General features: G+C 70.0%; 18 protein-coding genes and 3 pseudogenes. 12 read left to right on the forward strand and 9 right to left on the reverse strand.

Annotation, left to right across the window (positions count from 1 at the left end; genetic code table 11):
• Nucleotides 1–151: 151 nt before the first annotated feature.
• Both ACK8N7_RS27265 and ACK8N7_RS27270 read right to left on the reverse strand, forming a co-directional pair.
• The gene (locus ACK8N7_RS27265) at nt 152–844 is read right to left on the reverse strand and encodes a DUF305 domain-containing protein (RefSeq protein ID WP_403208685.1); all 693 of its coding nucleotides are present in this window, start codon (nt 842–844) and stop codon (nt 152–154) included.
• A gap of 5 nt (nt 845–849) precedes the next feature.
• Nucleotides 850–1,542 carry a thioredoxin-like domain-containing protein gene (locus ACK8N7_RS27270; protein WP_500444399.1) on the reverse strand — a complete coding sequence of 231 codons (693 nt, stop codon included), beginning with the start codon at nt 1,540–1,542 and terminating at the stop codon, nt 850–852.
• Nucleotides 1,543–1,784: 242 nt separating this feature from the next.
• On the opposite strand from ACK8N7_RS27270, the gene glnA2 reads away from it, so the two are divergent.
• The 4 genes from glnA2 to ACK8N7_RS27290 all read left to right on the forward strand — a co-directional run bounded on the left by glnA2 (nt 1,785) and on the right by ACK8N7_RS27290 (nt 5,630).
• Nucleotides 1,785–3,146, forward strand: a complete 1,362-nt coding sequence (gene glnA2 / locus ACK8N7_RS27275) for a gamma-glutamylpolyamine synthetase GlnA2 (RefSeq protein ID WP_003969536.1) — start codon at nt 1,785–1,787, stop codon at nt 3,144–3,146.
• A gap of 398 nt (nt 3,147–3,544) precedes the next feature.
• Nucleotides 3,545–3,892: a transcriptional regulator gene (locus tag ACK8N7_RS27280; RefSeq protein ID WP_403208689.1), complete on the forward strand. Its 348-nt coding sequence runs from the start codon at nt 3,545–3,547 to the stop codon at nt 3,890–3,892.
• Nucleotides 3,889–4,560, forward strand: coding sequence for a nucleotidyl transferase AbiEii/AbiGii toxin family protein (locus ACK8N7_RS27285; protein ID WP_403208691.1), 672 nt, complete (start codon nt 3,889–3,891; stop codon nt 4,558–4,560). The genes ACK8N7_RS27280 and ACK8N7_RS27285 overlap by 4 nt, the downstream gene beginning before the upstream one ends.
• Nucleotides 4,561–4,649: 89 nt before the next feature.
• Nucleotides 4,650–5,630, forward strand: coding sequence for an HNH endonuclease (locus ACK8N7_RS27290; RefSeq protein WP_403208693.1), 981 nt, complete (start codon nt 4,650–4,652; stop codon nt 5,628–5,630).
• A gap of 99 nt (nt 5,631–5,729) precedes the next feature.
• Here the strand turns inward: ACK8N7_RS27290 and ACK8N7_RS27295 are convergent.
• Nucleotides 5,730–6,025: pseudogene (locus ACK8N7_RS27295) on the reverse strand (hypothetical protein).
• A gap of 160 nt (nt 6,026–6,185) precedes the next feature.
• Nucleotides 6,186–6,524 (reverse strand): hypothetical protein, encoded by a 339-nt coding sequence (locus ACK8N7_RS27300; protein WP_403209083.1) that lies wholly within the window; start codon nt 6,522–6,524, stop codon nt 6,186–6,188.
• Between the two features lie 158 nt (nt 6,525–6,682).
• Here ACK8N7_RS27300 and ACK8N7_RS27305 point away from each other — a divergent pair, with 158 nt between their 5' ends.
• The gene (locus ACK8N7_RS27305; protein ID WP_403208696.1) at nt 6,683–7,447 is read left to right on the forward strand and encodes a GntR family transcriptional regulator; all 765 of its coding nucleotides are present in this window, start codon (nt 6,683–6,685) and stop codon (nt 7,445–7,447) included.
• A gap of 112 nt (nt 7,448–7,559) precedes the next feature.
• Here the strand turns inward: ACK8N7_RS27305 and ACK8N7_RS27310 are convergent, their stop codons facing one another.
• On the reverse strand, nt 7,560–8,159 hold the full coding sequence (locus tag ACK8N7_RS27310; RefSeq protein WP_403208698.1) for an acyl-CoA-like ligand-binding transcription factor: 600 nt from the start codon (nt 8,157–8,159) through the stop codon (nt 7,560–7,562).
• Between the two features lie 162 nt (nt 8,160–8,321).
• On the opposite strand from ACK8N7_RS27310, the gene ACK8N7_RS27315 reads away from it, so the two are divergent.
• Both ACK8N7_RS27315 and ACK8N7_RS27320 read left to right on the forward strand, forming a co-directional pair.
• Entirely contained in the window at nt 8,322–9,821 is a 1,500-nt protein-coding gene (locus tag ACK8N7_RS27315) for an MFS transporter (RefSeq protein ID WP_500445854.1), read from the forward strand.
• A 224-nt stretch (nt 9,822–10,045) separates the two neighbouring features.
• A complete protein-coding gene (locus tag ACK8N7_RS27320; protein ID WP_500444400.1) occupies nt 10,046–10,837 on the forward strand; it encodes a putative protein N(5)-glutamine methyltransferase in 792 nt (263 codons plus the stop codon).
• A 64-nt stretch (nt 10,838–10,901) separates the two neighbouring features.
• On the opposite strand, the gene ACK8N7_RS27325 is transcribed toward ACK8N7_RS27320, so the two are convergent.
• Nucleotides 10,902–11,438, reverse strand: a complete 537-nt coding sequence (locus ACK8N7_RS27325; RefSeq protein ID WP_500444401.1) for a pyridoxamine 5'-phosphate oxidase family protein — start codon at nt 11,436–11,438, stop codon at nt 10,902–10,904.
• A 165-nt stretch (nt 11,439–11,603) separates the two neighbouring features.
• On the opposite strand from ACK8N7_RS27325, the gene ACK8N7_RS27330 reads away from it, so the two are divergent.
• Nucleotides 11,604–14,600 carry a bifunctional [glutamine synthetase] adenylyltransferase/[glutamine synthetase]-adenylyl-L-tyrosine phosphorylase gene (locus ACK8N7_RS27330; protein WP_500444402.1) on the forward strand — a complete coding sequence of 999 codons (2,997 nt, stop codon included), beginning with the start codon at nt 11,604–11,606 and terminating at the stop codon, nt 14,598–14,600.
• 106 nt (nt 14,601–14,706) lie between these two features.
• Here the strand turns inward: ACK8N7_RS27330 and ACK8N7_RS27335 are convergent.
• Nucleotides 14,707–15,087, reverse strand: a pseudogene (locus ACK8N7_RS27335) (TetR/AcrR family transcriptional regulator C-terminal domain-containing protein); the annotation flags it as partial.
• A gap of 22 nt (nt 15,088–15,109) precedes the next feature.
• Between ACK8N7_RS27335 and ACK8N7_RS27340 the strand changes: the two are divergent.
• Nucleotides 15,110–15,328: pseudogene (locus tag ACK8N7_RS27340) on the forward strand (amidohydrolase family protein); the annotation flags it as partial.
• A 52-nt stretch (nt 15,329–15,380) separates the two neighbouring features.
• Here the strand turns inward: ACK8N7_RS27340 and ACK8N7_RS27345 are convergent.
• Both ACK8N7_RS27345 and ACK8N7_RS27350 read right to left on the reverse strand, forming a co-directional pair.
• Entirely contained in the window at nt 15,381–16,286 is a 906-nt protein-coding gene (locus ACK8N7_RS27345) for a phosphatase PAP2 family protein (RefSeq protein ID WP_403208705.1), read from the reverse strand.
• A 76-nt stretch (nt 16,287–16,362) separates the two neighbouring features.
• Nucleotides 16,363–17,430, reverse strand: a complete 1,068-nt coding sequence (locus ACK8N7_RS27350) for a LacI family DNA-binding transcriptional regulator (protein ID WP_403208707.1) — start codon at nt 17,428–17,430, stop codon at nt 16,363–16,365.
• 361 nt (nt 17,431–17,791) lie between these two features.
• Between ACK8N7_RS27350 and ACK8N7_RS27355 the strand changes: the two genes are divergently transcribed.
• The 3 genes from ACK8N7_RS27355 to ACK8N7_RS27365 are packed head-to-tail and all read left to right on the forward strand — an operon-like array spanning nt 17,792 to nt 20,977.
• Nucleotides 17,792–19,063 (forward strand): extracellular solute-binding protein, encoded by a 1,272-nt coding sequence (locus ACK8N7_RS27355; RefSeq protein ID WP_403208709.1) that lies wholly within the window; start codon nt 17,792–17,794, stop codon nt 19,061–19,063.
• Between the two features lie 19 nt (nt 19,064–19,082).
• Nucleotides 19,083–20,102, forward strand: coding sequence for a carbohydrate ABC transporter permease (locus ACK8N7_RS27360; RefSeq protein WP_403208711.1), 1,020 nt, complete (start codon nt 19,083–19,085; stop codon nt 20,100–20,102).
• Nucleotides 20,099–20,977 (forward strand): sugar ABC transporter permease, encoded by an 879-nt coding sequence (locus ACK8N7_RS27365; protein ID WP_403208713.1) that lies wholly within the window; start codon nt 20,099–20,101, stop codon nt 20,975–20,977. The genes ACK8N7_RS27360 and ACK8N7_RS27365 overlap by 4 nt, the downstream gene beginning before the upstream one ends.
• Nucleotides 20,978–21,063 lie beyond the last annotated feature (86 nt).

Raw genomic sequence — 21,063 nt, forward strand, 5'->3', positions numbered from 1 at the left:
CTCCTGCGTGCCGATGGCACTGCCGTACGGCCCCGAGCGCAACCCATCGTCATCGGCCCGCCGGGAAGGCGCGACCGCAATCACCCGTTCGGGTGCGCTGGTACGGGGACGGAGGCTGACGCACGGGAGACACCGGCCTTCAGCTACGGGCTCACGTACGGGGCTTCGCCCCACGCGCGGCCAGCATGTCGCGCATGAGCCCCAGCTCGGACTGCTGCCCTTCGACCATGCCCGCGGCGAGCCGCTTCTCCACCGGGACGGAACACCGCGACACGCACGCCTCGGCCATGGAGACGCCGCCCTTGTGGTGGTCGGTCATCAACTGGAGGAAGAAGACCTCGGCCTGCTCACCACGCAGCCCCCCGAGCCGCTTGAGCTCGTCCTTGGTGGCCATCCCCGGCATGAGCCCGGCGCCACCGCCGACCCCATGCCCGGCCGCATGATCACCGTGCCCGTCCTCACTCCCCATCCAGGTCATGGGACCGGCTCCGCCCGGAGCGACCTTGGGCAGCTCCCACAGATCGAGCCAGCCGAGGAGCATGCCGCGCTGGTTGGCCTGGGTGTTGGCGATGTCGTAGGCGAGGCGGCGTACGTCCTCGTCGTCCGTACGGTCGCGGACGATGAAGGACATCTCCACGGCCTGCTGGTGGTGGACGGCCATGTCCCGGGCGAACCCGGCATCGGCGGAATCGACGGCCGGTACTCCGGGCTCCCCGTCCCCACGCGCGGAGGCGAGGGAGGCGGCCCCGGCGAAGAGCAGGGCGAGGACGACGGCACCCCCGGCCACCCACCGCACGCGACGCGTCCTGCGCTGCTCCTCGCTCCCGGTCCTCCGTGCGGCCATGGCGGTCACTGAGGCACCGTGGCCGGCCCGCCGGTGCAGGGGGCGCCGGGCTCGGGGGTCTGGGGGCCCTGGACGTACTGCGCGAGGAACTGGTCCACGCGCCGGTCGTCGGCACTGTCCACGGTGACCTGCTTTCCCCAGGCGCTGAGCACGATGGCGCCCTCCTGGTCCGCGTACGGGCTCATCAGCGTGAACGGGGTCACCTCGACCCGCTCGGCGAGCTTGGTGACGTCGGCGTCGGCGGCCTCGGTGTTGTAGGTGATCCAGACCGCGCCGTGCTCCAGGGAGTGGACGGCGTTGACGTCCGGGACGGCCTTTTCGTATACGTCGCCGTCGCAGTTGAGCCAGGAGGGGTTGTGGTCGCCGCCGACGGGAGGCGTCATCGGATAGTCGACATCCCCGGCCGAGTGATTGCGCCCGAGCTCGGCGGCATCCCAGGACTTGAGCCCCGCGATGGCCCCACCGGTGTCGCCGTTCCCGCCGCCGGGCTGCTTGCCGTCCTGGGCGGAGGAGCTGCCGGCCCGGTTCTCCTTGGCCTCGGACGTCTCCAGCACCATGTACGTACCGAAGACGGCCAGACCGGCCACGACGGCGGCGCTGAGCCCTATGGCGATGGCCCGGTTACGGGTGGAACGGGCACCGCCGGCGGGCTGCTGGGGCGGGGTGGCGTACGGGGGATCGCTGGGGCCGAAACTCATGGCGTCGAGTCCTTATGCGAAGGGGCGGGAGGGGGGAAGGCCGGTCCGGTGACCGACGCGCGCAGGCGGGCGGGAGAGCCGCCGCGGCCCCCGCACGCCACGGTCGCCGATCGTAGTGGGTGGCCGAGTGCTCTCTCTCACACCGTGTGCGTAATCTGGGGGAAATCCCGGGTCGCGATACTGAAGTGTCCCCCTACCCCGGGCGGTGGTGCACGGACCGTCTGAACTGCAAGGATGTGGCAATGGACAAGCAGCAGGAATTCGTCCTCAGGACCCTTGAGGAGCGCGACATCCGCTTCGTGCGGCTGTGGTTCACCGACGTCCTCGGGTTCCTCAAGTCCGTCGCCGTGGCCCCGGCCGAGCTGGAGCAGGCCTTCGACGAGGGCATCGGCTTCGACGGCTCGGCGATCGAGGGCTTCGCCCGGGTGTACGAATCGGACATGATCGCCAAGCCGGACCCGGGCACCTTCCAGATCCTGCCCTGGCGCGCGGAGGCCCCCGGCACCGCGCGGATGTTCTGCGACATCCTGATGCCCGACGGCTCCCCGTCCTTCGCGGACCCGCGCTACGTACTGAAGCGCATCCTCGCCAAGACGTCCGACCTCGGCTTCACCTTCTACACGCACCCCGAGATCGAGTTCTTCCTCCTGAAGAACAAGCCGGTCGACGGCACGCGTCCGACCCCGGCGGACAGCTCGGGCTACTTCGACCACACCCCGCAGAACGTGGGCATGGACTTCCGCCGCCAGGCGATCACGATGCTCGAATCGATGGGCATCTCGGTCGAGTTCAGCCACCACGAGGGTGCTCCCGGCCAGCAGGAGATCGACCTGCGGTACGCGGACGCGCTTTCCACGGCGGACAACATCATGACGTTCCGCCTGGTGATGAAGCAGGTGGCGCTGGAGCAGGGTGTGCAGGCGACGTTCATGCCGAAGCCCTTCTCGGAGTACCCGGGTTCGGGCATGCACACCCACCTCTCCCTCTTCGAGGGCGACCGCAACGCGTTCTACGAGTCGGGCGCGGAGTACCAGCTCTCCAAGGTCGGCCGCTCGTTCATCGCGGGCCTGCTGACGCACGCGGCGGAGATCTCGGCCGTCACCAACCAGTGGGTCAACTCCTACAAGCGCATCTGGGGCGGCTCGTCCCGAGCGGCCGGCGCGGGCGGCGAGGCACCCTCGTACATCTGCTGGGGCCACAACAACCGCTCCGCCCTCATCCGCGTCCCGATGTACAAGCCCGGCAAGACCGGCTCGGCCCGCGTGGAGGTCCGCTCCATCGACTCCGGCGCCAACCCGTACCTCACCTACGCGGTCCTGCTCGCCGCAGGCCTCAAGGGCATCGAGGAGGGCTACGAACTCCCGGCCGGCGCCGACGACGACGTCTGGGCCCTCTCCGACGCGGAACGCCGCGCGATGGGCATCGAACCGCTCCCGCAGAACCTGGGCGAGGCGATCTCCCTGATGGAGAAGAGCGAGCTGGTCGCCGAAACGCTGGGCGAGCACGTCTTCGACTTCTTCCTCCGCAACAAGAAGCAGGAGTGGGAGGAGTACCGCAGCGAGGTCACGGCCTTCGAGCTGAAGAACCTGCTGCCGGTGCTGTAGGGGCGGGTCAGCAATGCGGGCGGGTCGCCCAGTTCAGTAGAGGCGACCCGCCCGCAGCCACGATCAGTTCTGCTCGGGGCAGGTGGGTATAGGTCCGCAGGGTGACCCCGGGGCCGGTGCGCCCGAGGTACGTACTGAGCGCCTTGATGTTCTTTCTGGCGTCGAGCCCTGACGGCTTGTTACAGGCTCCTCTACTGACAACGGTCCGGCCCCAGGAGGAGCGACGGTGCCTCGCTGCTGTACAGGAGCGGAGCACCGCAACCAGAGCAACCGCGTCCGACGAAGCATGGCCGTTGGCCCCAGTCATCCGTGACCTCTCAGGTTGCCACGCATCGCGGGCCCTGCAGAGGGGGCCGAAGCCGCACACCCCCTGTCGGCCTGTGCGCGATAATCGGGGCATGGCATCAGCTTCCGACGTCCCCGGTCTCCGTCGCGCCAGGTTCGCCCGACGGGTGCCCGCCACACTGGCGGCACTTGCCGGCCCCCGCCACGGGACTGTGTCGCTGCCCCTTCATCTGGCGTGGTCGGGGCTGAGAAAGTTCGATCTTGATCAGCCGCGGCTGCGGATGAGCTACTACCGCATCGTGCTGGGTGAGGGTATGCACGACGACCTGGTCGAGTACCTCAACCGCGATCTGCTTGTCACCATGTGGCCCACCCTGCGGACGCTGATCAGCCGCGATATCCGTGACGTCTGGGAGAGCGCCTTCGACGAGCTCGCGCTCAGCGCCCGGACCGCTGCGTGAACCTCACCGATCTGCACCGCCGACTGCTGACCGACGTACTGGCTGTGGGCGGCGCCTATCCTCTCGCACTCACCGGTGGCTACGCCGTACAAGCGCACGGGCTTGTCGACCGGCTCAGCCAAGACCTCGACGTTGCCACCGAGAATCCCGACCCCATGGAGAGCATCGCCTCCACCGTACGGGTGGGGCTGGAGCAGCGTGGCTGGGAGGTGCGGGCACTGGAGGCCGATCCGCTGTCCGCTCGCCTGATCGTCACCGATCCGGCCGACGGTGAGGAGTGCGAGGTAGACATCCTCAAGGAGACGCTACGGCGTCCGCCAGTACGGACCTCGCACGGTCTGGTGCTCTCCCTTGAGGACGTCGTCGGCACCAAGGTCCGCGCACTGGCTGACCGTGGCCTCGCGCGCGACCTGATTGACGTACGAGCGGCCGTCGACCGATGGAGCCACGTCGAGCTGGAAGAGCTCGGACGGCGGCACGCACGCGAATCCTTCGATCTGACCGAACTTCAGGCGCGGCCGGGCGGTGCCGACTGGATCGATGACACCGAGTTCGCCGCGTACGGGCTCGGTGAGCAGGAGATCACTGCACTGCGGTTGTGGGCGCAGGAGTGGGCTCACGACATTGCCGAACGGCTCCTTGAAGGGGAATCGCCACTGGAGGATTGAGCATGGGCGGTCGGCCGATGCTCTTCTCCGCCCAGCCTGCCTCATGGGGCGGCAGCCGCATTGTCAGTGGGTGCTCGTATGCTCCCGGCATGACGGAGGCGGAGATCGCGGCACCACGCAGGCAGGGCGGAGCCTGGTCGTTCCTCGTTGCTGGGGAGGAGCGACAGTTCCAGGGGAACACCGGCTACGAAGACATCGTCGAGGAGTCCTACAGCTACGACTCGACCGTGGGCAACTACCGGCGTGTGTCGGTCGGTGACCTGGTGGTTGTACGTAGTGGCAGGGAAGCCCTCGGGGTGGGGTACGTAGAGGCACTGCAAGTCCTGCCCGACCAGGACAAGCTGCGCAGCCGGTGTCCCTACTGCAGGAGTACGGGGTTCAAGGAGCGCACCACGGAACTGCCCCGCTACCGGTGCAGCCCCTGCGGGAACGCGTTTGACCAGCCGACCGTCGAGACGCTGCGGGTGACTGCCTTCCGGGCGCACTACGGAGGGACTTGGCAACCGCTGGACGGCTGCTTGGACAAGGCGCAGTTGAACGAACTCAGCTTGAGCCGGTCCGACCAACAGTCGATCAAAGCGATGCACAGAACCAGGACCTTGGAAGCGATTGCTTCGCGGGGCATCCGTCTTCCGGGACGGCGAGAAGCGGCCGACGGAGGCGGGCACCGCCCGCCCGAGCTGCCCGGAGGGCGGCGGCGGACGACGGCAGCGATACGGCGGGGCCAGGATGGCTTCCGTAGGGCGCTGGTCCGGCAGTACGGATTGATCTGTGCCGTCACTGGGGCAGCTCCGGCAGAGGTGCTGGAGGCTGCCCACCTCCGTCCTTTCGCCGACACGGAGCGGCACCGCGTCGAAGAGGGGCTGATGCTCCGGTCCGACGTCCATCGTCTCTTCGACAGTGGCCTGCTCGCCATCGACTCCGAGTTGATGGTGCGCATTGCGCCGAGCCTGGCGGGCCACCAGCTGTACAGCTCGTTGGCCGGCGCTCCTCTGCGCATTCCGGGTGACTCCCCGATAGACCGCGCCGCGATAGCCGATCACCACGCAGCGACTGTTGCCACGTGGTGATGAGCAGCGGTACAGGCTGATCGGTTTGCAGCGCTGTTCGCTGCTCTTCCGCCCCTGAGCCCGCCCCCTCCTGCGAGGGCGCGGGTCCGGAGGGACGCTCTACACCGGCGGTGTCCCCGGCGGTGACGGCGCCGGTGGTGGCTTGGTAGCGGCGGGCCCGGGTTGGGTGGGGTCTTCGGGGGGCCGCTGCCGTGTCTGCCGTCGTTCATCACCTTGCGGGCCGGCAGGCCGTAGATGCCGAACGGGGGGAAGAGGTCGACACGGCGTGGGTAGTCCGCCTCCGCGCACTCCTCGCAGAGCAGGTCACGGCCGGTTTCCGTGTGCCGGGCCGCGGTGACCGGGGCGTTCCAGCAGGCCTCGCAGGTGCGGACGTCCGTGGCGGCCAGGGCGATCATCGGTGCCTCCCGGGCGGGGCCGGAAGTAAGGCGTGACGGGTGGTACGCATGTGGTGCCTCCGTCTCTTGGAGGTGGGCGGGCGTGTGGGCGGTGGCTATCCGGCCTGGGCGCTGTTCTTCGGGGGATGAGCGGCTGAGGACTTTGGGCGTGCGCCGGGCCTCATCCGCGGGTCTCGCGCCAGGTGCGGACGAGCTTGGCCGCGGCCGGGCAGATCGCGCCCGCGCGGCAGGACCCGCACGTCGTCGTGTGGGCGAGCAGGTCGCGGTAGGCCGCGTCGGGGGAATCGGTCGTGGTCACGGTCGCCTCTCTGCTGATCTCGGCCCAGACGAATTCGGCGGTGCGGGTGAGGGTGTGCCCGAAGTGGTCGGCCGTGGCCAGGGCGGCGAGGACCGCCGCGTGCTCGGCCTCGGTGAGCTCGGTGGGGAGGTCCGCCTCGATGCGGATGCCGGCCGTGGTGTCGGCTACGCGCGGCTCGGTGCCGATGGCCGCGGTGAGCATGCCGGTCAGTGCCGCTGCCCGCGCTTGTGCTGAGCGCACACTTCTCCCCTGGTGAAGCCGATGTCACTCCATGTAATGCTGAATACTCAGCTTCAACCTGATGGGTTAGCTTTGTCAATATCGAGCCCGAACGCCGCACCCCTCACGGAGCCGCCGAAATGCCTCGCGATACCCCGTACTTGCAGGTGGCCGACCAGATCCGTGCCCGGGTGCTGGCGGGTGAATGGGCCGTCGGCGACAAGCTGCCGTCCCGCGCCCGGTTCGCCAAGGAGTACGGCGTCGGCCAGTCCGTCGCCCAGCGCGCGATGGAGCGCCTGATCATCGAGGGCATCCTCGAAGGCCGCGCCGGGTCGGGCACGTACGTCCGCAAAGCCCGCCAGCGCCGGCGGATGGTCCGCTCACGCCTCCGCCAGGAGCGCGGCGGCTCCCCGTTCCGCGCCGACCTCAAGGACCAGGGTTCTGCGGGCACCTGGGAGTGCAACAGCACGGCGCGGGTCCCGGCCACCGAGGACATCGCCGCACGGCTGGCGATCGAGCCCGGCGACCTCTGCGTCATGACCCACTACGAATTCCTCGCGGACGGTCAGCCGGCCCAGCTCGCCACGAGCTGGGAACCGATGGCCATCACCGGCGGCACGTCCGTCCTGCTCCCGGAGATGGGACCGCAGGGCAAGATCGGCGTCGTCGCGCGTATGCGCTCCATCGACGTGAACATCTCCACCGCTCTCGAAATGCCGCGACCGGCCCGCGCCACGCGCGAGCAGGCCAACTTCCTCGGCATCTCCGTGGGTGAGCTGGTCACTCAGCTGGAGCGCATCTACTTCGACGCCGAGGGCCGTCCGGTGGAGACCGCCGACATCATCGTCCCGGACATCCGCTGGGAGATCGCGTACGAGATCGAGGTCGACGACTCCCGGTTCTGAGCGGTGGGCGGTTCTCGGTGAGAGCCGGTTCCGAGGGGCGGCTCCTGCGCGACGGCGCGGTGAGCCGCCTCCTGCCCTGTCGGGCCGTGATGACCGGCGGGGCCGCGAAGGCTCACCCGAACCCCCGCCCCATCTCGTCCAGAATCTCGTCGATCACCGCCGCCGGCTCCCGGGCCAGGTCCTCCTCGATCCACATCCGCATCGCGATCCGCAGCGAGGAGAGGAACCCCGCCGCCAGCACGATCGGGCGGACCGGGGCGGAGGTCGGGCCCGGGCGGGCGGCCACCGCTTCGGCCAGGTCGCGTTCCAGGGCCGCGTGATTGGCCAACTGGCGTGCCAGGAGCGAGGGGTGGCGCATCGCCAGGCGGGTGCGTACCGCCCAGTCGCGCTCCGGGGGGGCGACCCGTTCGGCGAACTGGGCCACCGCCGCCCTCAGTGCCGGCCAGGCCGGTTCGTCGGCGGGGCGGCCCTGGACCGTGCGGACCAGGGCCCTGATCTGCTGCTCCTCGCCGTAGAGAAGGGCGTCCTCCTTGTTGGTGAAGTAGTTCGAGAACGTCCGGCGGGAGATCCCGGCCGCGTCCGCCACCGCCTCGACCGTCACCTGGTCGAATCCGTGCTCCACGGTCAGGCGCAGGGTCGCCTCGTGCACGGCCTGCCGGGTGGCTTCCTTCTTGCGTTCCCGGAGTCCTGGTCCCGCGGTGCTGCTGTCCATGGGGGCATTATCCCCCGGCGCCAAAATTGTTGCTCAGTGGGCAAAATTGCGCAGTGTGCATGTATGGTGAAGCCTTCTCCTCCCGTACGAATCTTCCGGAGGTTGCGCGTGAGCGCAGCACACCCCACCGCCGCCCCGGCCGGGGTCCCCGCCCCCGCACCGATGGACCACCGGCACGTCCTGCGGGCCCTCAGCGGGCTGCTCATCGTGCTGTTCGTCGCCATGATCAGCACCACCGTGGTCTCGGTCGCGCTCCCGCAGATCATCGGGTCCCTCGACGGCACGCAGTCGCAGTACACCTGGGTCGTCACCGCCACCCTGCTGGCCTCCACCGCCTCCACCCCCATCTGGGGCAAGCTCGCCGACCTCTTCAGCAAGAAGCTGCTGCTCCAGATAGCCATCGGGCTCTTCGTCGTCTCGTCGTTCGCCTGCGGGTTCGCCCAGTCCACCGAGCAGCTGATCGCCTTCCGTGCCGTCCAGGGGCTCGGCATGGGGGCCCTCCAGGTCCTCGTCCAGGTGATCATCGCCGCGATGATCAGCCCCAAGGAGCGCGGCCGGTACAACGGTTACCTCGGCGGTGTCATGGCCGTCGCCACCGTCGGCGGGCCGCTGCTCGGCGGGTTCATCACCGACGCCTCCTGGCTCGGCTGGCGCTGGTGCTTCTTCATCGCCCTGCCCTTCACGCTGCTCGCCTCCGTGATGCTCTCCCGCACGCTGCACCTCGCCGAGGTCCGCCGGCCCGACACCAAGGTCGACTACCTCGGCGCCTCGCTCATCGCCGCGGGAGTCAGCCTCCTGCTCCTCTGGGTCACCTTCGTCGGCGACGACTTCGACTGGGTCTCCTGGCAGAGCGCCCTCATGGTCGGCGGGAGTGTGCTCATCCTGGCGGCAGCCGTTCTCGTCGAGGCCCGGGTCAAGGAGCCCGTCGTTCCCCTCCACGTCGTCCGGCGCCGGGACCCCGCCCTCGCCATCGTCGCCAGCCTCGCGGTCGGCATGGCCATGTTCGGCGGCGCGGTCTTCCTCGGCCAGTACTTCCAGATCGGCCGCGGCTACTCACCGACCGAGGCCGGGCTCCTCACCATCCCGCTCATGGCGGGCGTGCTCGTCTCCTCCACCGTCGCCGGACGCCTCGTCTCCAAGACCGGCAAGGTCAAGCCGTACATCGTCACCGGTGTCGTCGTCCTCGCCCTCGGCTTCCTCGGACTCTCCTTCATCGATCACGAAACGCCGCTCGTCGCCGTGTCGTTGGGGATGCTGGGGGTCGGCGTGGGGGTCGGCATGTCGATGCAGAATCTGGTGCTCGTCCTCCAGAACACCGTGTCTCTCAGCGAGATCGGCGCGGCCAGCGGGGCCATCACCTTCTTCCGCTCCCTCGGCGGCACCATGGGCGTCTCCGTCCTCGGAGCGGTCCTCGCCCACCAGGTCGCGAACAAGATCGCCCACGGGCTGGCGGAGCTCGGCATCGACCCGGCCGCCTCCGGCTCCGGCGGGTCCACCCTGAACGTCGCCGCCATGCCACCGCAGGTCCAGGAAGTCGTCCGGGCCGCCTACGGGGACGCCACCGGGCACATCTTCCTCATCTCGGCCTGCATCGCGGTGGTCGGTGTCATCGCCTCGCTGTTCCTGACCCCGACGAAGCTGCGCGACAGCGTCGATCTGTAGACGGCCGGCCAACAGCCCGCGCCCGTGCGGCGCGGGCTGTTGTAGTGTTACCACCTCCTGTGCACCGGTACGGGGACGGACCGAGGAGGTGAGACCCATTACCGCTGGATCAGGCTGGGTGCTCACCTCGCACGATCGCGTCGCACGACCCTCATAGCGGCTGGTACGAACAGCAGCCGGCGATCGCGGAGCGCCCATCGGATTTCCCGAAAGGCTTCGCCCGCATGCCGGTTCACCCCGTGAGTTCTTTTTCCGCCACCGTCGCCACCCTGCGCCGCGCCGGGTGCGTCTTCGCCGAGGACGAGGCGTCCCTCCTCCATGAGGCCGCCGCGTCCCCGGACGAACTGTCCCTCCTCGTCGAGCACCGTGTCGCCGGGCTGCCGCTCGAACACGTCCTGGGCTGGGCCGAGTTCTGCGGCCGCCGCCTCACCGTGGACAGCGGGGTCTTCGTCCCCCGCCGCCGTACGGAGTTCCTGGTGGCGCAGGCCGCCGCCCTCGCACCCCGCCCGGCCGTCGTCGTCGACCTCTGCTGCGGTTCGGGCGCGCTCGGTGTCGCCCTCGCCACCGCCCTGGACCGGGTCGAACTGCACGCCTGTGACGTCGAACCCGCCGCCGTACGCTGCGCCCGGCGCAACGTCGGCGACCTCGGGCAGGTCTACGAGGGCGACCTGTTCGACCCCCTTCCCGCCGCCCTGCGCGGCCGCGTCGACGTGCTCCTGGCCAACGTTCCGTACGTCCCGTCCGCAGATGTCGAGCTGCTCCCCGCCGAGGCCCGCGTCCACGAACCGCGCGTCGCCCTCGACGGGGGCGGCGACGGTCTCGACGTCATGCGCCGGGTCGCCGCCGAGGCCCCCGGCTGGCTGGCCCCCGGCGGCAGCCTGCTGGTGGAGGCGAGCGATCGGCAGCGGGACGCGGCGGTGGAGGTCCTCGGCCGCGCCGGGCTGACCCCGCGCGTGGTGGTCTGCGAGGAGCTGTACGCCACCGTCGTCATCGGGACGGCGGGGCTGGTGACGTGAAGCCTCGTCGTCGGGGCGGTCGGGCGGGTCACGCGAAGCCCGGTCGTCGGGGCCGCCGGTCAGGTCACGCGAAGCGGTAGCGCGTCTGGCTGAACGGGTCGCCCTTGCCGAAGCCGAACACCGTACGGGGGTGGACCGCGAACACGTGGGCGTGGCCCGCCTCCGCCTGGGTGAAGCTGCCGTCCTCGACGTCGAAGTGCCAGTCGCTGCCGTACTTCGCCTCCCACTCGCGGGCCAGCGCGGTCAGGCGGCCGTGGTCCGTCACACGGTCCGCCCGGCCCTCGACCACCACGTCGACGCCGGAATCGAGGTCGTTGGTCCCCGTCGTCAGGACCACCTCGGGGCTGGCCGCCAGATTGCGCGCCTTGCGTTCCGCCGGGCCCGTACAGAAGTGGAGGGCGTCCTTCGACCAGACGCCGATGAGCGGCGTGACATGGGGACGGCCGTCGGGGCGGACCGTGGAGAGCCAGTACAGCGGGGCCGCGCCCAGCAGGGCGGCCGTCTCCGGCCACGGGCGGGCCGTCGCTCCCTCGCTGCTGTAGCGGGCGTCCAGCTCGGTCACCGGAAGACGGCCTGGGCCGGATCGTTCGGTCGTGGACATGGTTCCTCCGAGGTCGCGTCAGGGGTGTGGCAGCTGCTTTCCCCGTGGGTGGACTCCGCCCCCGCCCCGAATTCATCGGCACAGGACTAGGCTCGAAGAGCTGTGGCGCGGCAAAGGGGCAGCGAGCAGTTACGCAGATCGGTTCGGGCGGCAGGAGAGCGTGCAATGACGACGGTGCCGGGACGCAGGAGCAGTACGTTCACCAGGCTGCTGCGGCACGGATTCACCGACCCGTCCGCCGCCGAACGGCTCCTGGACCTGGACGACCTCGCCTCCGTACGGTCCGATCCCGTCCTCCTGGAGGCGCTCGGCGCCACCGCCGACCCCGATCTGGCGCTGCGCGGCCTCGTCCGGCTCGTGGAGGCCGAGGCGGTGGGAGAGAGGCAGGTGCTGCTCGACACCCTCGTCACCGCCAAGCCCCTGCGTGACCGGCTCCTCGGGGTCCTCGGGGCGTCCGAGGCGCTCGGGGACCATCTGGCCCGGCACCCGCGGGACTGGCAGGCGCTCGTCACGTACGAGGCGGCCGACCTGCACCCGGGGGTCGCCGAGTTCGAGCGCGGGCTCGCCGAGGCCGTCGACCCGGACTCGCTCCGCGTCGCCTACCGCCGCTGCCTGCTCACCCTGGCCGCCCGGGACGTCTGCGGGACCACCGACCTCGCGCAGGCCGCCGCCGAACTGGCCGACCTCGCCACCGCCACCCTGCGCGCCGCCCTCGCCATCGCCCGTACGGCGGCGCCCCAGGACGCGGCGCAGTGCCGGCTCGCCGTCGTCGCGATGGGCAAGTGCGGCGGGCACGAGCTGAACTACGTCTCCGACGTCGACGTGATCTTCGTGGGGGAGGCACGTGACGGGGTCGACGAGAACAAGGCCATGCAGGCCGCCACCCGGCTCGCCGCCCACATGATGCGGATCTGCTCGGAGAACACCGCCGAGGGCACCATCTGGGAGGTCGACGCCAACCTCCGCCCCGAGGGCCGCAACGGGCCCCTGGTGCGCACCCTCACCTCGCACCTCGCCTACTACCAGCGGTGGGCGAAGACCTGGGAGTTCCAGGCGCTGCTGAAGGCGCGCGCGGTCGCGGGCGACCCGGAGCTCGGCGCGGAGTACGTCGACGCCGTCTCCCCGCTCGTCTGGCAGGCCGCCGACCGCGAGAACTTCGTCCCGGACGTGCAGAAGATGCGCCGCCGCGTCGTCGACAACATCCCCGCCGACCGGATCGAGCGGGAGCTGAAGCTCGGGCCCGGCGGGCTGCGGGACGTCGAGTTCGCCGTGCAGCTCCTCCAGCTCGTGCACGGGCGCAGCGACGCCTCGCTCCACAGCGGGACCACGCTGGAGGCCCTGCGGGCGCTCGCCGAGGGCGGGTACGTGGGCCGCGCGGACGCCGCCCAGCTGGATGAGGCGTACCGCTTCCTGCGCTCCATGGAGCACCGCATCCAGCTCTACCGGCTGCGCCGCACCCACCTGGTCCCCGAGGACGAGGCGGACCTGCGGCGGCTCGGGCGGTCGCTCGGGATGCGGACCGACCCGGTCGCCGAGCTCAACAAGGCGTGGCGGCGGCACGCCTCCGTCGTACGGCGGCTGCACGAGAAGATCTTCTACCGGCCGCTGCTGGACGCCGTCGCCCAGCTGGCCCCCGCCGAGTCCCGGCTCAGCGCGAAGGCCGCCGCGATCCGGCTGGAGGCCCTCGGGTACGCGGACCCCGGCGCGGCCCTGCGCCACCTGGAGGCCCTCTCCTCCGGGGTCTCCCGCAAGGCCGCGATCCAGCGCACCCTGCTGCCGGTGCTGCTCGGCTGGTTCGCGGACTCCGCCGACCCGGACGCGGGGCTCCTCGGCTTCCGCAAGGTGTCCGACGCGCTCGGCAAGACCCCGTGGTATCTGCGGCTCCTGCGCGACGAGGGGGCGGCGGCGGAGAACCTCGCCCGGGTCCTCTCCGCCGGCCGCCTCGCCCCGGACCTGCTCATGCGGGCCCCGGAGGCGGTGGCGATCCTCGGCGACCCGGAGGGGCTCACGCCGCGCACCCGGGCCCACCTGGAGCAGGAGGTGCTGGCCGCGGTGGGGCGGGCGGCGGGTGCGGAGCCGGCGGTCGCGGTTGTGCGCGGGGTGCGGCGGCGGGAGCTGTTCCGTACGACGGCCGCCGACATCATCGGCTCGTACGGCACCGAGGACAGCCCGGCCGAGCAGGACCACGGGGCGCTCGTCGACCGGGTCGGCTCCGCCGTCACCGACCTCAACGCCGCCACCATCGCGGGGGCGCTGCGGGCCGCCGTACGCGAGCAGTGGGGGGACACCCTGCCGACCCGGTTCGCCGTCATCGGCATGGGCCGCTTCGGCGGGCACGAGCTGAGTTACGGCTCCGACGCCGACGTCCTCTTCGTGCACCGGCCGCGGGAGGGCGTGAGCGACGAGGAGGCGGCGCGGGCGGCGAACGCGGTCGTGGGGGAGATGCGGAGGCTCCTGCAACTGCCCACCGCCGACCCGCCGTTGCTGATCGACGCCGACCTGCGGCCGGAGGGCAAGACCGGGCCGATGGTACGGACGCTGAGGTCGTACGAGGCCTACTACCGGCGCTGGTCGCTGGTCTGGGAGAGCCAGGCGCTGCTGCGGGCCGAACACATGGCGGGCGACGAGGAGTTGGGGCGGGACTTCATCGAGCTGGTGGACCCGTTGCGGTATCCGGCGGAAGGGCTCGGTGAGGACGCCGTACGCGAGATCCGCCGGCTCAAGGCACGGATGGAGTCCGAGCGGATGCCGCGCGGCGCGGACCCCACGCTCCACGCGAAGCTGGGGCGGGGCGGGCTGAGCGACGTCGAGTGGACCGTGCAGCTGATGCAGATGCAGCACGGGTGGGCGGAGCCGGGGCTGCGGACGACGCGTACGCGTGAGGCGCTGGCGGCGGCGTGTGCGGCGGGGCTGATTCCGGCTGAGGACGCGGAGATGCTGGACGAGGCGTGGGTGCTGGCCACGCGGGTGCGGAACGCGGTGATGCTGGTGCGGGGGCGGCCGGGGGACACGTTCCCGTCGGACCCCCGGGAGATGACCGCGGTGGGGCGGTATCTGGGGTACGGGCCGGGGCATGTCGGGGACATGTTGGACGACTACCGGCGGATTACGCGGAGGGCTCGGGCGGTGGTGGAGGAGCGGTTCTACGGGGCGGCGTCCTAGGCGTCCCCGCGGGGCTCCGCCCCGGGCCCGCTCCTCAAGCGCCGGAGGGGCTGGGTGTGGGCCTCCGCCGGTGCCGGGGGCAGGTGCGCGGGCGCAGAAGATGTCCTCAAACGCCGGACGGGCTGGAATTGGCGGACGGGCCGGAGTGTGGTGCGGGCGGGGCCAGGCGGACGCGGCAGTGGTTCACGAATGCCCCCAGCGTCAGTTCGAACGCCGCGTCCGCCCTCCTCGTGCCGATCGCCGCCAGCGCCTCCGCCAGTTTCTCCGTCCCCGGGGAGTCCGGTGGGAGCTCCCACATCGTCTCCGGGGCCGCCAGGTCCAGTGCCGAGCCCAGCACCAGGTTCTCCAGCGCCGTGATCACCGTCATCACCTCCGTCATCGGGAAGCCGACGTCCAGGAGCAGGCGCACCGCCTGCTCGTACTGCCGCAGCACCTTCGGGGCGCGTACCGGTGACGTCATGAGCAGCGGGATCGCGTGCGGGTGGGCGTACGACACCGAGCCCGTCGTCCCGGAACAGGCGCTGACCGGGCTGATGGCGCTGGAGGGCTGCACCTCGCACGCGGCCGTCGCGGCGGGGGAGCAGGACCGGGCGGGGCGGATCGCCCCCGGCTTCCGGGCCGATCTGACCGCCTTCGGGCTGGACCCGGTCCAGGCCCCGGCGGACGAGCTGGGGGAGGCGCCGGTCCGGCTCACGGTGACGGGCGGGCGGATCGTGCACCGTAGCTGAGAGACGGGCAAGCGGGCGGACATCGCGTCCGCCCGCTTCCCGTACCGCTTTCTTACGACCTGCGTGCGCCGGCCGTCTCGGGCTCCGGCTCCGCAGCGGGCTCCGCAGCCGGCCGTGGCAACCGTGCCGCCGCCCGCACGCCCTTCAGCCGGCCGCCCCGTTTCGAGGGGACCCACTTCGGCAGGTGGTGCGGCAGCGAGCCGTACCAGGCGCGGGAGACCGCGTAGCCGAACGCGAGGCAGGCCATGCCGCCCACCGCGTCCAGCCAGAAGTGGTTGGCGGTGGCCACGATGACGACCAGGGTGAGCGTCGGGTAGAGCAGGCCCAGGATGCGGGCCCAGGGCGCCGAGGCCAGGGCGAAGATCGTCAGGCCGCACCACAGCGACCAGCCGATGTGCATCGACGGCATCGCCGCGTACTGGTTCGACATGTTCTTGAAGTTGCCCGAGGCCATCGAGCCCCAGGTCTCGTGCACGAGCACCGTGTCGATGAAGTTCGTGCTGTTCATCAGACGGGGCGGCGCCAGCGGATAGAGGTAGTAACCGAGCAGTGCCACCGCCGTCGTCGCGAAGAGGACGAGCCGGGTCGCCGCGTAACGGCCGGGGTGGCGGCGGAAGAGCCAGACGAGGACGCCGATGGTCACGACGAAATGCAGCGTCGCGTAGTAGTAGTTCATCGACACGATCAGCCATGTCACGGAATTGACCGCGTGATTGACCGTTTCCTCGAAGGCGAGGCCGAGGGACTTCTCCGCCGACCAGATCCAGTCCGCGTTGCTCAGGGCCTGGGCCTTCTGCTCCGGTACGGCGTTGCGCACGAGCGAGTACAGCCAGTAACTGACCGCGATGAGCAGGATCTCGAACCAGAGCCGGGGGCGACCGGGCGATCGCAAGGAACGGAAGCGGTCGGACCAGCGGGTCTTCCCGTCTTCCTGCGCTGTCACATCCGTTTCACCCATAGGCAGAGAGTCTTCCATAGAGATTCCCCTGCCCCCGATCATCCTCCGGTCGGGTTCCGGTCGCACATCCTGCACCTCAAGGACGAGGGTGGGACCCTGATCCGCCTCCGGGTCCCGCTCCGGGTCCCGTTCCGGGACCGGAGGCCGTCGTCCCGCGAACCACCAGCTCAGGCATGAAGACGAACTCGCTGTGCGGAGCCGGGGTTCCGCCGATCTCCTCCAGCAGCGTGCGCACCGCGGCCTGGCCCATCGCCGTCACCGGCTGCCGGATGGTGGTGAGCGGGGGATCGGTGAACGCTATGAGGGGCGAGTCGTCGTAGCCGACCACCGAGAGGTCCCGGGGGACCTCCCTGGAGAGCCTGCGGGCCGCCCGGATCGCCCCGAGCGCCATCATGTCGCTCGCGCACACGACCGCCGTGCAGCCGCGCTCCATCAGGGCGGAGGCGGCGGCCTGGCCGCCCTCCAGCGTGTACAGGGAGTGCTGGATCAACTCCTCGACCTCGTCCGGGCCCAGGCCCAGCTGCTCCTGCATCGTGGCGTGGAAGCCCTCGATCTTGCGGAGCACCGGCACGAAGCGCTTGGGGCCGACAGCCAGGCCGATACGGGTGTGGCCGAGCGCCACCAGATGCGTCACCGCCAGCCGCATCGCCGCCCGGTCGTCGGGGGAGATGAAGGGGGCCTGCACCTTGGCGGAGAAGCCGTTCACCAGGACGAAGGGGACGCCCTGGCCGCGCAGTTGCTCGTAGCGCTGCATGTCGGCCGAGGTGTCGGCGTGCAGCCCGGAGACGAAGATGATGCCCGAGACGCCCCGGTCCACCAGCATTTCGGTGAGTTCGTCCTCGGTGGAGCCGCCGGGGGTCTGGGTGGCCAGGACAGGGGTGTACCCCTGCCGGGTCAGCGCCTGGCCGATGACCTGGGCCAGCGCCGGGAAGATCGGGTTCTCCAGCTCGGGGGTGATCAGTCCGACCAGGCCCGCGCTGCGCCGGCGCAGCCGTACGGGGCGTTCGTAGCCCAGGACGTCGAGCGCCGCGAGGACGGACTCGCGGGTGGTCGCCGCGACCCCGGGCTTGCCGTTCAGAACTCGGCTGACCGTCGCTTCGCTGACCCCCGCCTGAGTTGCGATATCGGCAAGCCGTGCGGTCATGTCAGTGGACTGTACCGGGCCGGTGTCGGATTGCCCACTGTGCGTCGCCCGGGCGCCCATGCCCCCGTGCCGACAGGGGTTGAGCCCTGCACCCCGGCAAGGTCTTGCAAGCTCTTGCGGTCTTCCGTTGCGGGGTGCGGTCAGATCGTCGCACTGCGGATATGTCGTGTGTGGCCTGCCCCTGCCAGGGTTCCACCGCTCTCGTCAAGAGGCTTGACGGCAACCTTGAGGACACGCGAATGTAACGATCAACAGGGCTTGCAGAAATCTTCCGCAAGGTCTTTCGGTGGTCTTTCATCCTTGTTACGTTCACGTCGACCCGGCGCCGCGACGGAGCGGTACGGCAGTTGAAGGAGTTCAGATGCGACGTGGCATAACGGCCACCGCCCTGGTCGCGGCCCTGGCGCTCGCGGCGACCGCCTGCGGCAGCGACGACAAGTCCGGCGGCGGTTCGAGCTCGGGCGAGCTCTCCGGCACCGTGACCTGGTGGGACACCTCGAACGTCGGCAGCGAGGACAAGGTCTTCAAGAAGCTGGCCGAAGGCTTCGAGAAGAAGCACCCGAAGGTCGACGTCAAGTACGTCAGCGTCCCCTTCGGCGACGCGCAGAACAAGTTCAAGAACGCGGCCCAGGCCGGTAGCTCCGCGCCCGACGTGATCCGCTCCGAGGTCGCCTGGACGCCGGACTTCGCCTCGCTCGGCTACCTGGCCCCGCTGGACGGCACCGCCGCCCTGAAGAACCAGGACGACTTCCTGCCGCAGGCCGTCGCGTCCACCAAGTTCGAGGACAAGACCTACGCCGTCCCGCAGGTCATCGACTCCATGGGCATCTTCTACAACAAGAAGCTGCTGGAGAAGGCGGGCGTCGAGGCCCCCACCAACCTGGTCGAGCTGAAGAGCGCCGCCAAGCAGATCAAGGACAAGACCGGCAAGACCGGCCTCTACCTGCGCGGCGACGACCCGTACTACTTCCTCTCCTTCCTGTACGGCGAGGGCGGCGACCTGGTCGACGCCGAGTCCAAGACCATCACCGTGGACAAGCCCGAGGGCGTCAAGGCGTTCAAGGCGGTCAAGGCCCTGGTCGACGACGGCACCGCGAAGACGGATGCCTCGGACGGCTGGGAGAACATGATGCAGTCGTTCAAGAACGGCGACGTCGCGATGATGATCAACGGCCCCTGGGCCGTCGCCGACACGCTGACCGGCAAGGAGTTCACGGACAAGGACAACCTGGGCATCGCCACGGTCCCGGCCGGCTCCACCGCCCACGGTGCCCCGCAGGGCGGTCACAACCTCGCCGTCTACGCCGGTTCGAAGAACCTGGAAGCCTCCTACGCCTTCGTCGAGTACATGACGTCCGTGGAGTCCCAGGCCACCACCGCCGGTGAGCTGAACCTGCTGCCGACGCGCACCTCCGCGTACGCCAAGAAGGAAGCCGTCAACAGCGAGATCGTCGGCTTCTTCAAGCCGGTCGTCGAGACCGCCGTCGAGCGCCCCTGGATCCCCGAGGGCGGCAGCCTCTTCGCCCCGCTGGGCGTCGAGTACACCAAGGTCCTCACCGGCCAGACCACGCCGGAGAAGGCCGCCAAGTCGACCGGCGACTCCTACCGCAAGCTCCTCGAGGGCTGGAAGTAACAGGAAGGTTGGCCGACTGATGGCTGTCCACACCAGCCAGTCGGTGGTGAAGGCCGCGGGCGAGAACGTCGCCCGCGGCCGGAGCCGCGGTACTGGCACCCCACCACCGGCCCCCGGCCGGTTCCGGCGCGGTCTGTCGACCCACTGGTACGCCTGGACCATGGTCGCCCCGGTCGTCGTCGTGATCGGCGTGATCATCGGCTACCCGCTGCTGCGCGGTATCTACCTGTCGATGACCGACGCCGACGAGCGCAACGTCGCCCGCTCCATCGGCGTCAACGAACTGCCCGCCACCTACAAGTTCGTCGGTGCGGACAACTACATCGACGCGCTGACCGGCTCGCAGTTCCTCGGCACGCTCGGCTGGACACTGGTGTGGACGGTCTCCTGCGTGAGCATCACCTTCGTGCTCGGCATGGGCCTCGCCAACATCCTCAACCGCCGTATCGCCGGACGCTCCGCCTACCGCATGGCCCTCATCCTGCCCTGGGCCATCCCCGGCTTCGTCTCGGTCTTCGCCTGGCGCTTCCTCTACAACGAGGAGCGCGGCCTGCTCAACAAGATCCTCGGCGGCGCCGGCATCGACGGCGTTCCGTGGCTGAACGACCCGACCTGGGCCAAGTTCGCCGTCATCGCCGTCAACGTATGGCTCGGCATCCCCTTCATGATGGTCGCCCTGCTCGGCGGACTGCAGTCCATACCCTCGGAGCAGTACGAGGCCGCCGAGATGGACGGGGCCACCGCCTGGCAGCGGTTCCGCCACATCACACTGCCCGGACTGCGCCCGGTCTCCACCACGGTGATCCTGCTCTCCACCATCTGGACCTTCAACATGTTCCCGGTGATCTTCCTGCTCACCCGCGGCGGACCCGGTGAGGCCACCCAGATCCTCGTCACCCAGGCGTACAAGTTCTCCTTCGAGATCAGCCCGCGCGACTTCGCGCAGTCCTCCACCTGGGGCGTGCTGATCCTCGTACTCCTGATGCTCTTCGCCGTGATCTACCGGCGAGTCCTGCGCACCCAGGGAGACAACTGGTGAGCACTGTTACCGACGCACCCGCACGCCACGCCGGGCCCAAGGTCCGGCTCCGCGGCGAGCGCTCCCCGCTCGCCTCCGTCGGGCTGCACCTCACCCTGATCATCGCCTCGGTGATCGCGGTCTTCCCGGTGCTGTGGGTCCTGCTGACCTCGCTCAAGCCCGCCAAGTTCGCGACCACGACGGACTTCTTCCGCGAGACCACGTTCGTCAACTACACGAACCTGATCCGCGACACCGAGTTCCTCAACTGGTTCGCCAACTCCGCGATCATCGCCGGGCTCTCCACCCTCATCGGCGTCTTCGTCGCCGCCACCACCGGCTACGCCGTCAGCCGCTTCCGCTTCCCCGGCAAGCGCGGACTGATGTGGACACTGCTGATCACCCAGATGTTCCCGGTCGCCGTCCTCATCGTGCCGATCTACAACATCATGGCCAACCTGGGGCTGCTCAACCAGCCCGCCGGCCTCGTCATCACCTACCTCACCATCTCGGTGCCGTTCTGCGCCTGGATGATGAAGGGCTTCTTCGACACCATCCCGCGCGAGATCGACGAGTCGGGCGAGGTCGACGGCCTCACCCCGTTCGGCACCTTCTTCCGCCTGATCCTGCCGCTGGCCAAGCCGGGCCTCGCGGTCACCGCGTTCTACTCCTTCATCACCGCCTGGGGCGAAGTGGCGTACGCCTCCGCCTTCCTGGTCGGTGACGAGAACCTGACGCTGGCCGGCGGACTGCAGAAGTTCGTCAACCAGTACGGCGCCCAGTGGGGCCCCATGACGGCGGCCTCCGTGCTCATCGCCATCCCGGCCGCCCTGGTGTTCCTGTTCGCGCAGAAGCACCTGGTCACCGGCATGTCCGCCGGAGCGGTCAAGGGCTGATCCCCCGAGCCGTCCAGGCCGGCACCAGCACCCGCACGCACCACCGCACCCGTCACGGCGGCGCCGGAAACCCCGACCCGGTCACC

The sequence above is a fragment of the Streptomyces griseobrunneus genome, from assembly GCF_046713465.1.
Lineage (GTDB): Bacteria > Actinomycetota > Actinomycetes > Streptomycetales > Streptomycetaceae > Streptomyces > Streptomyces microflavus.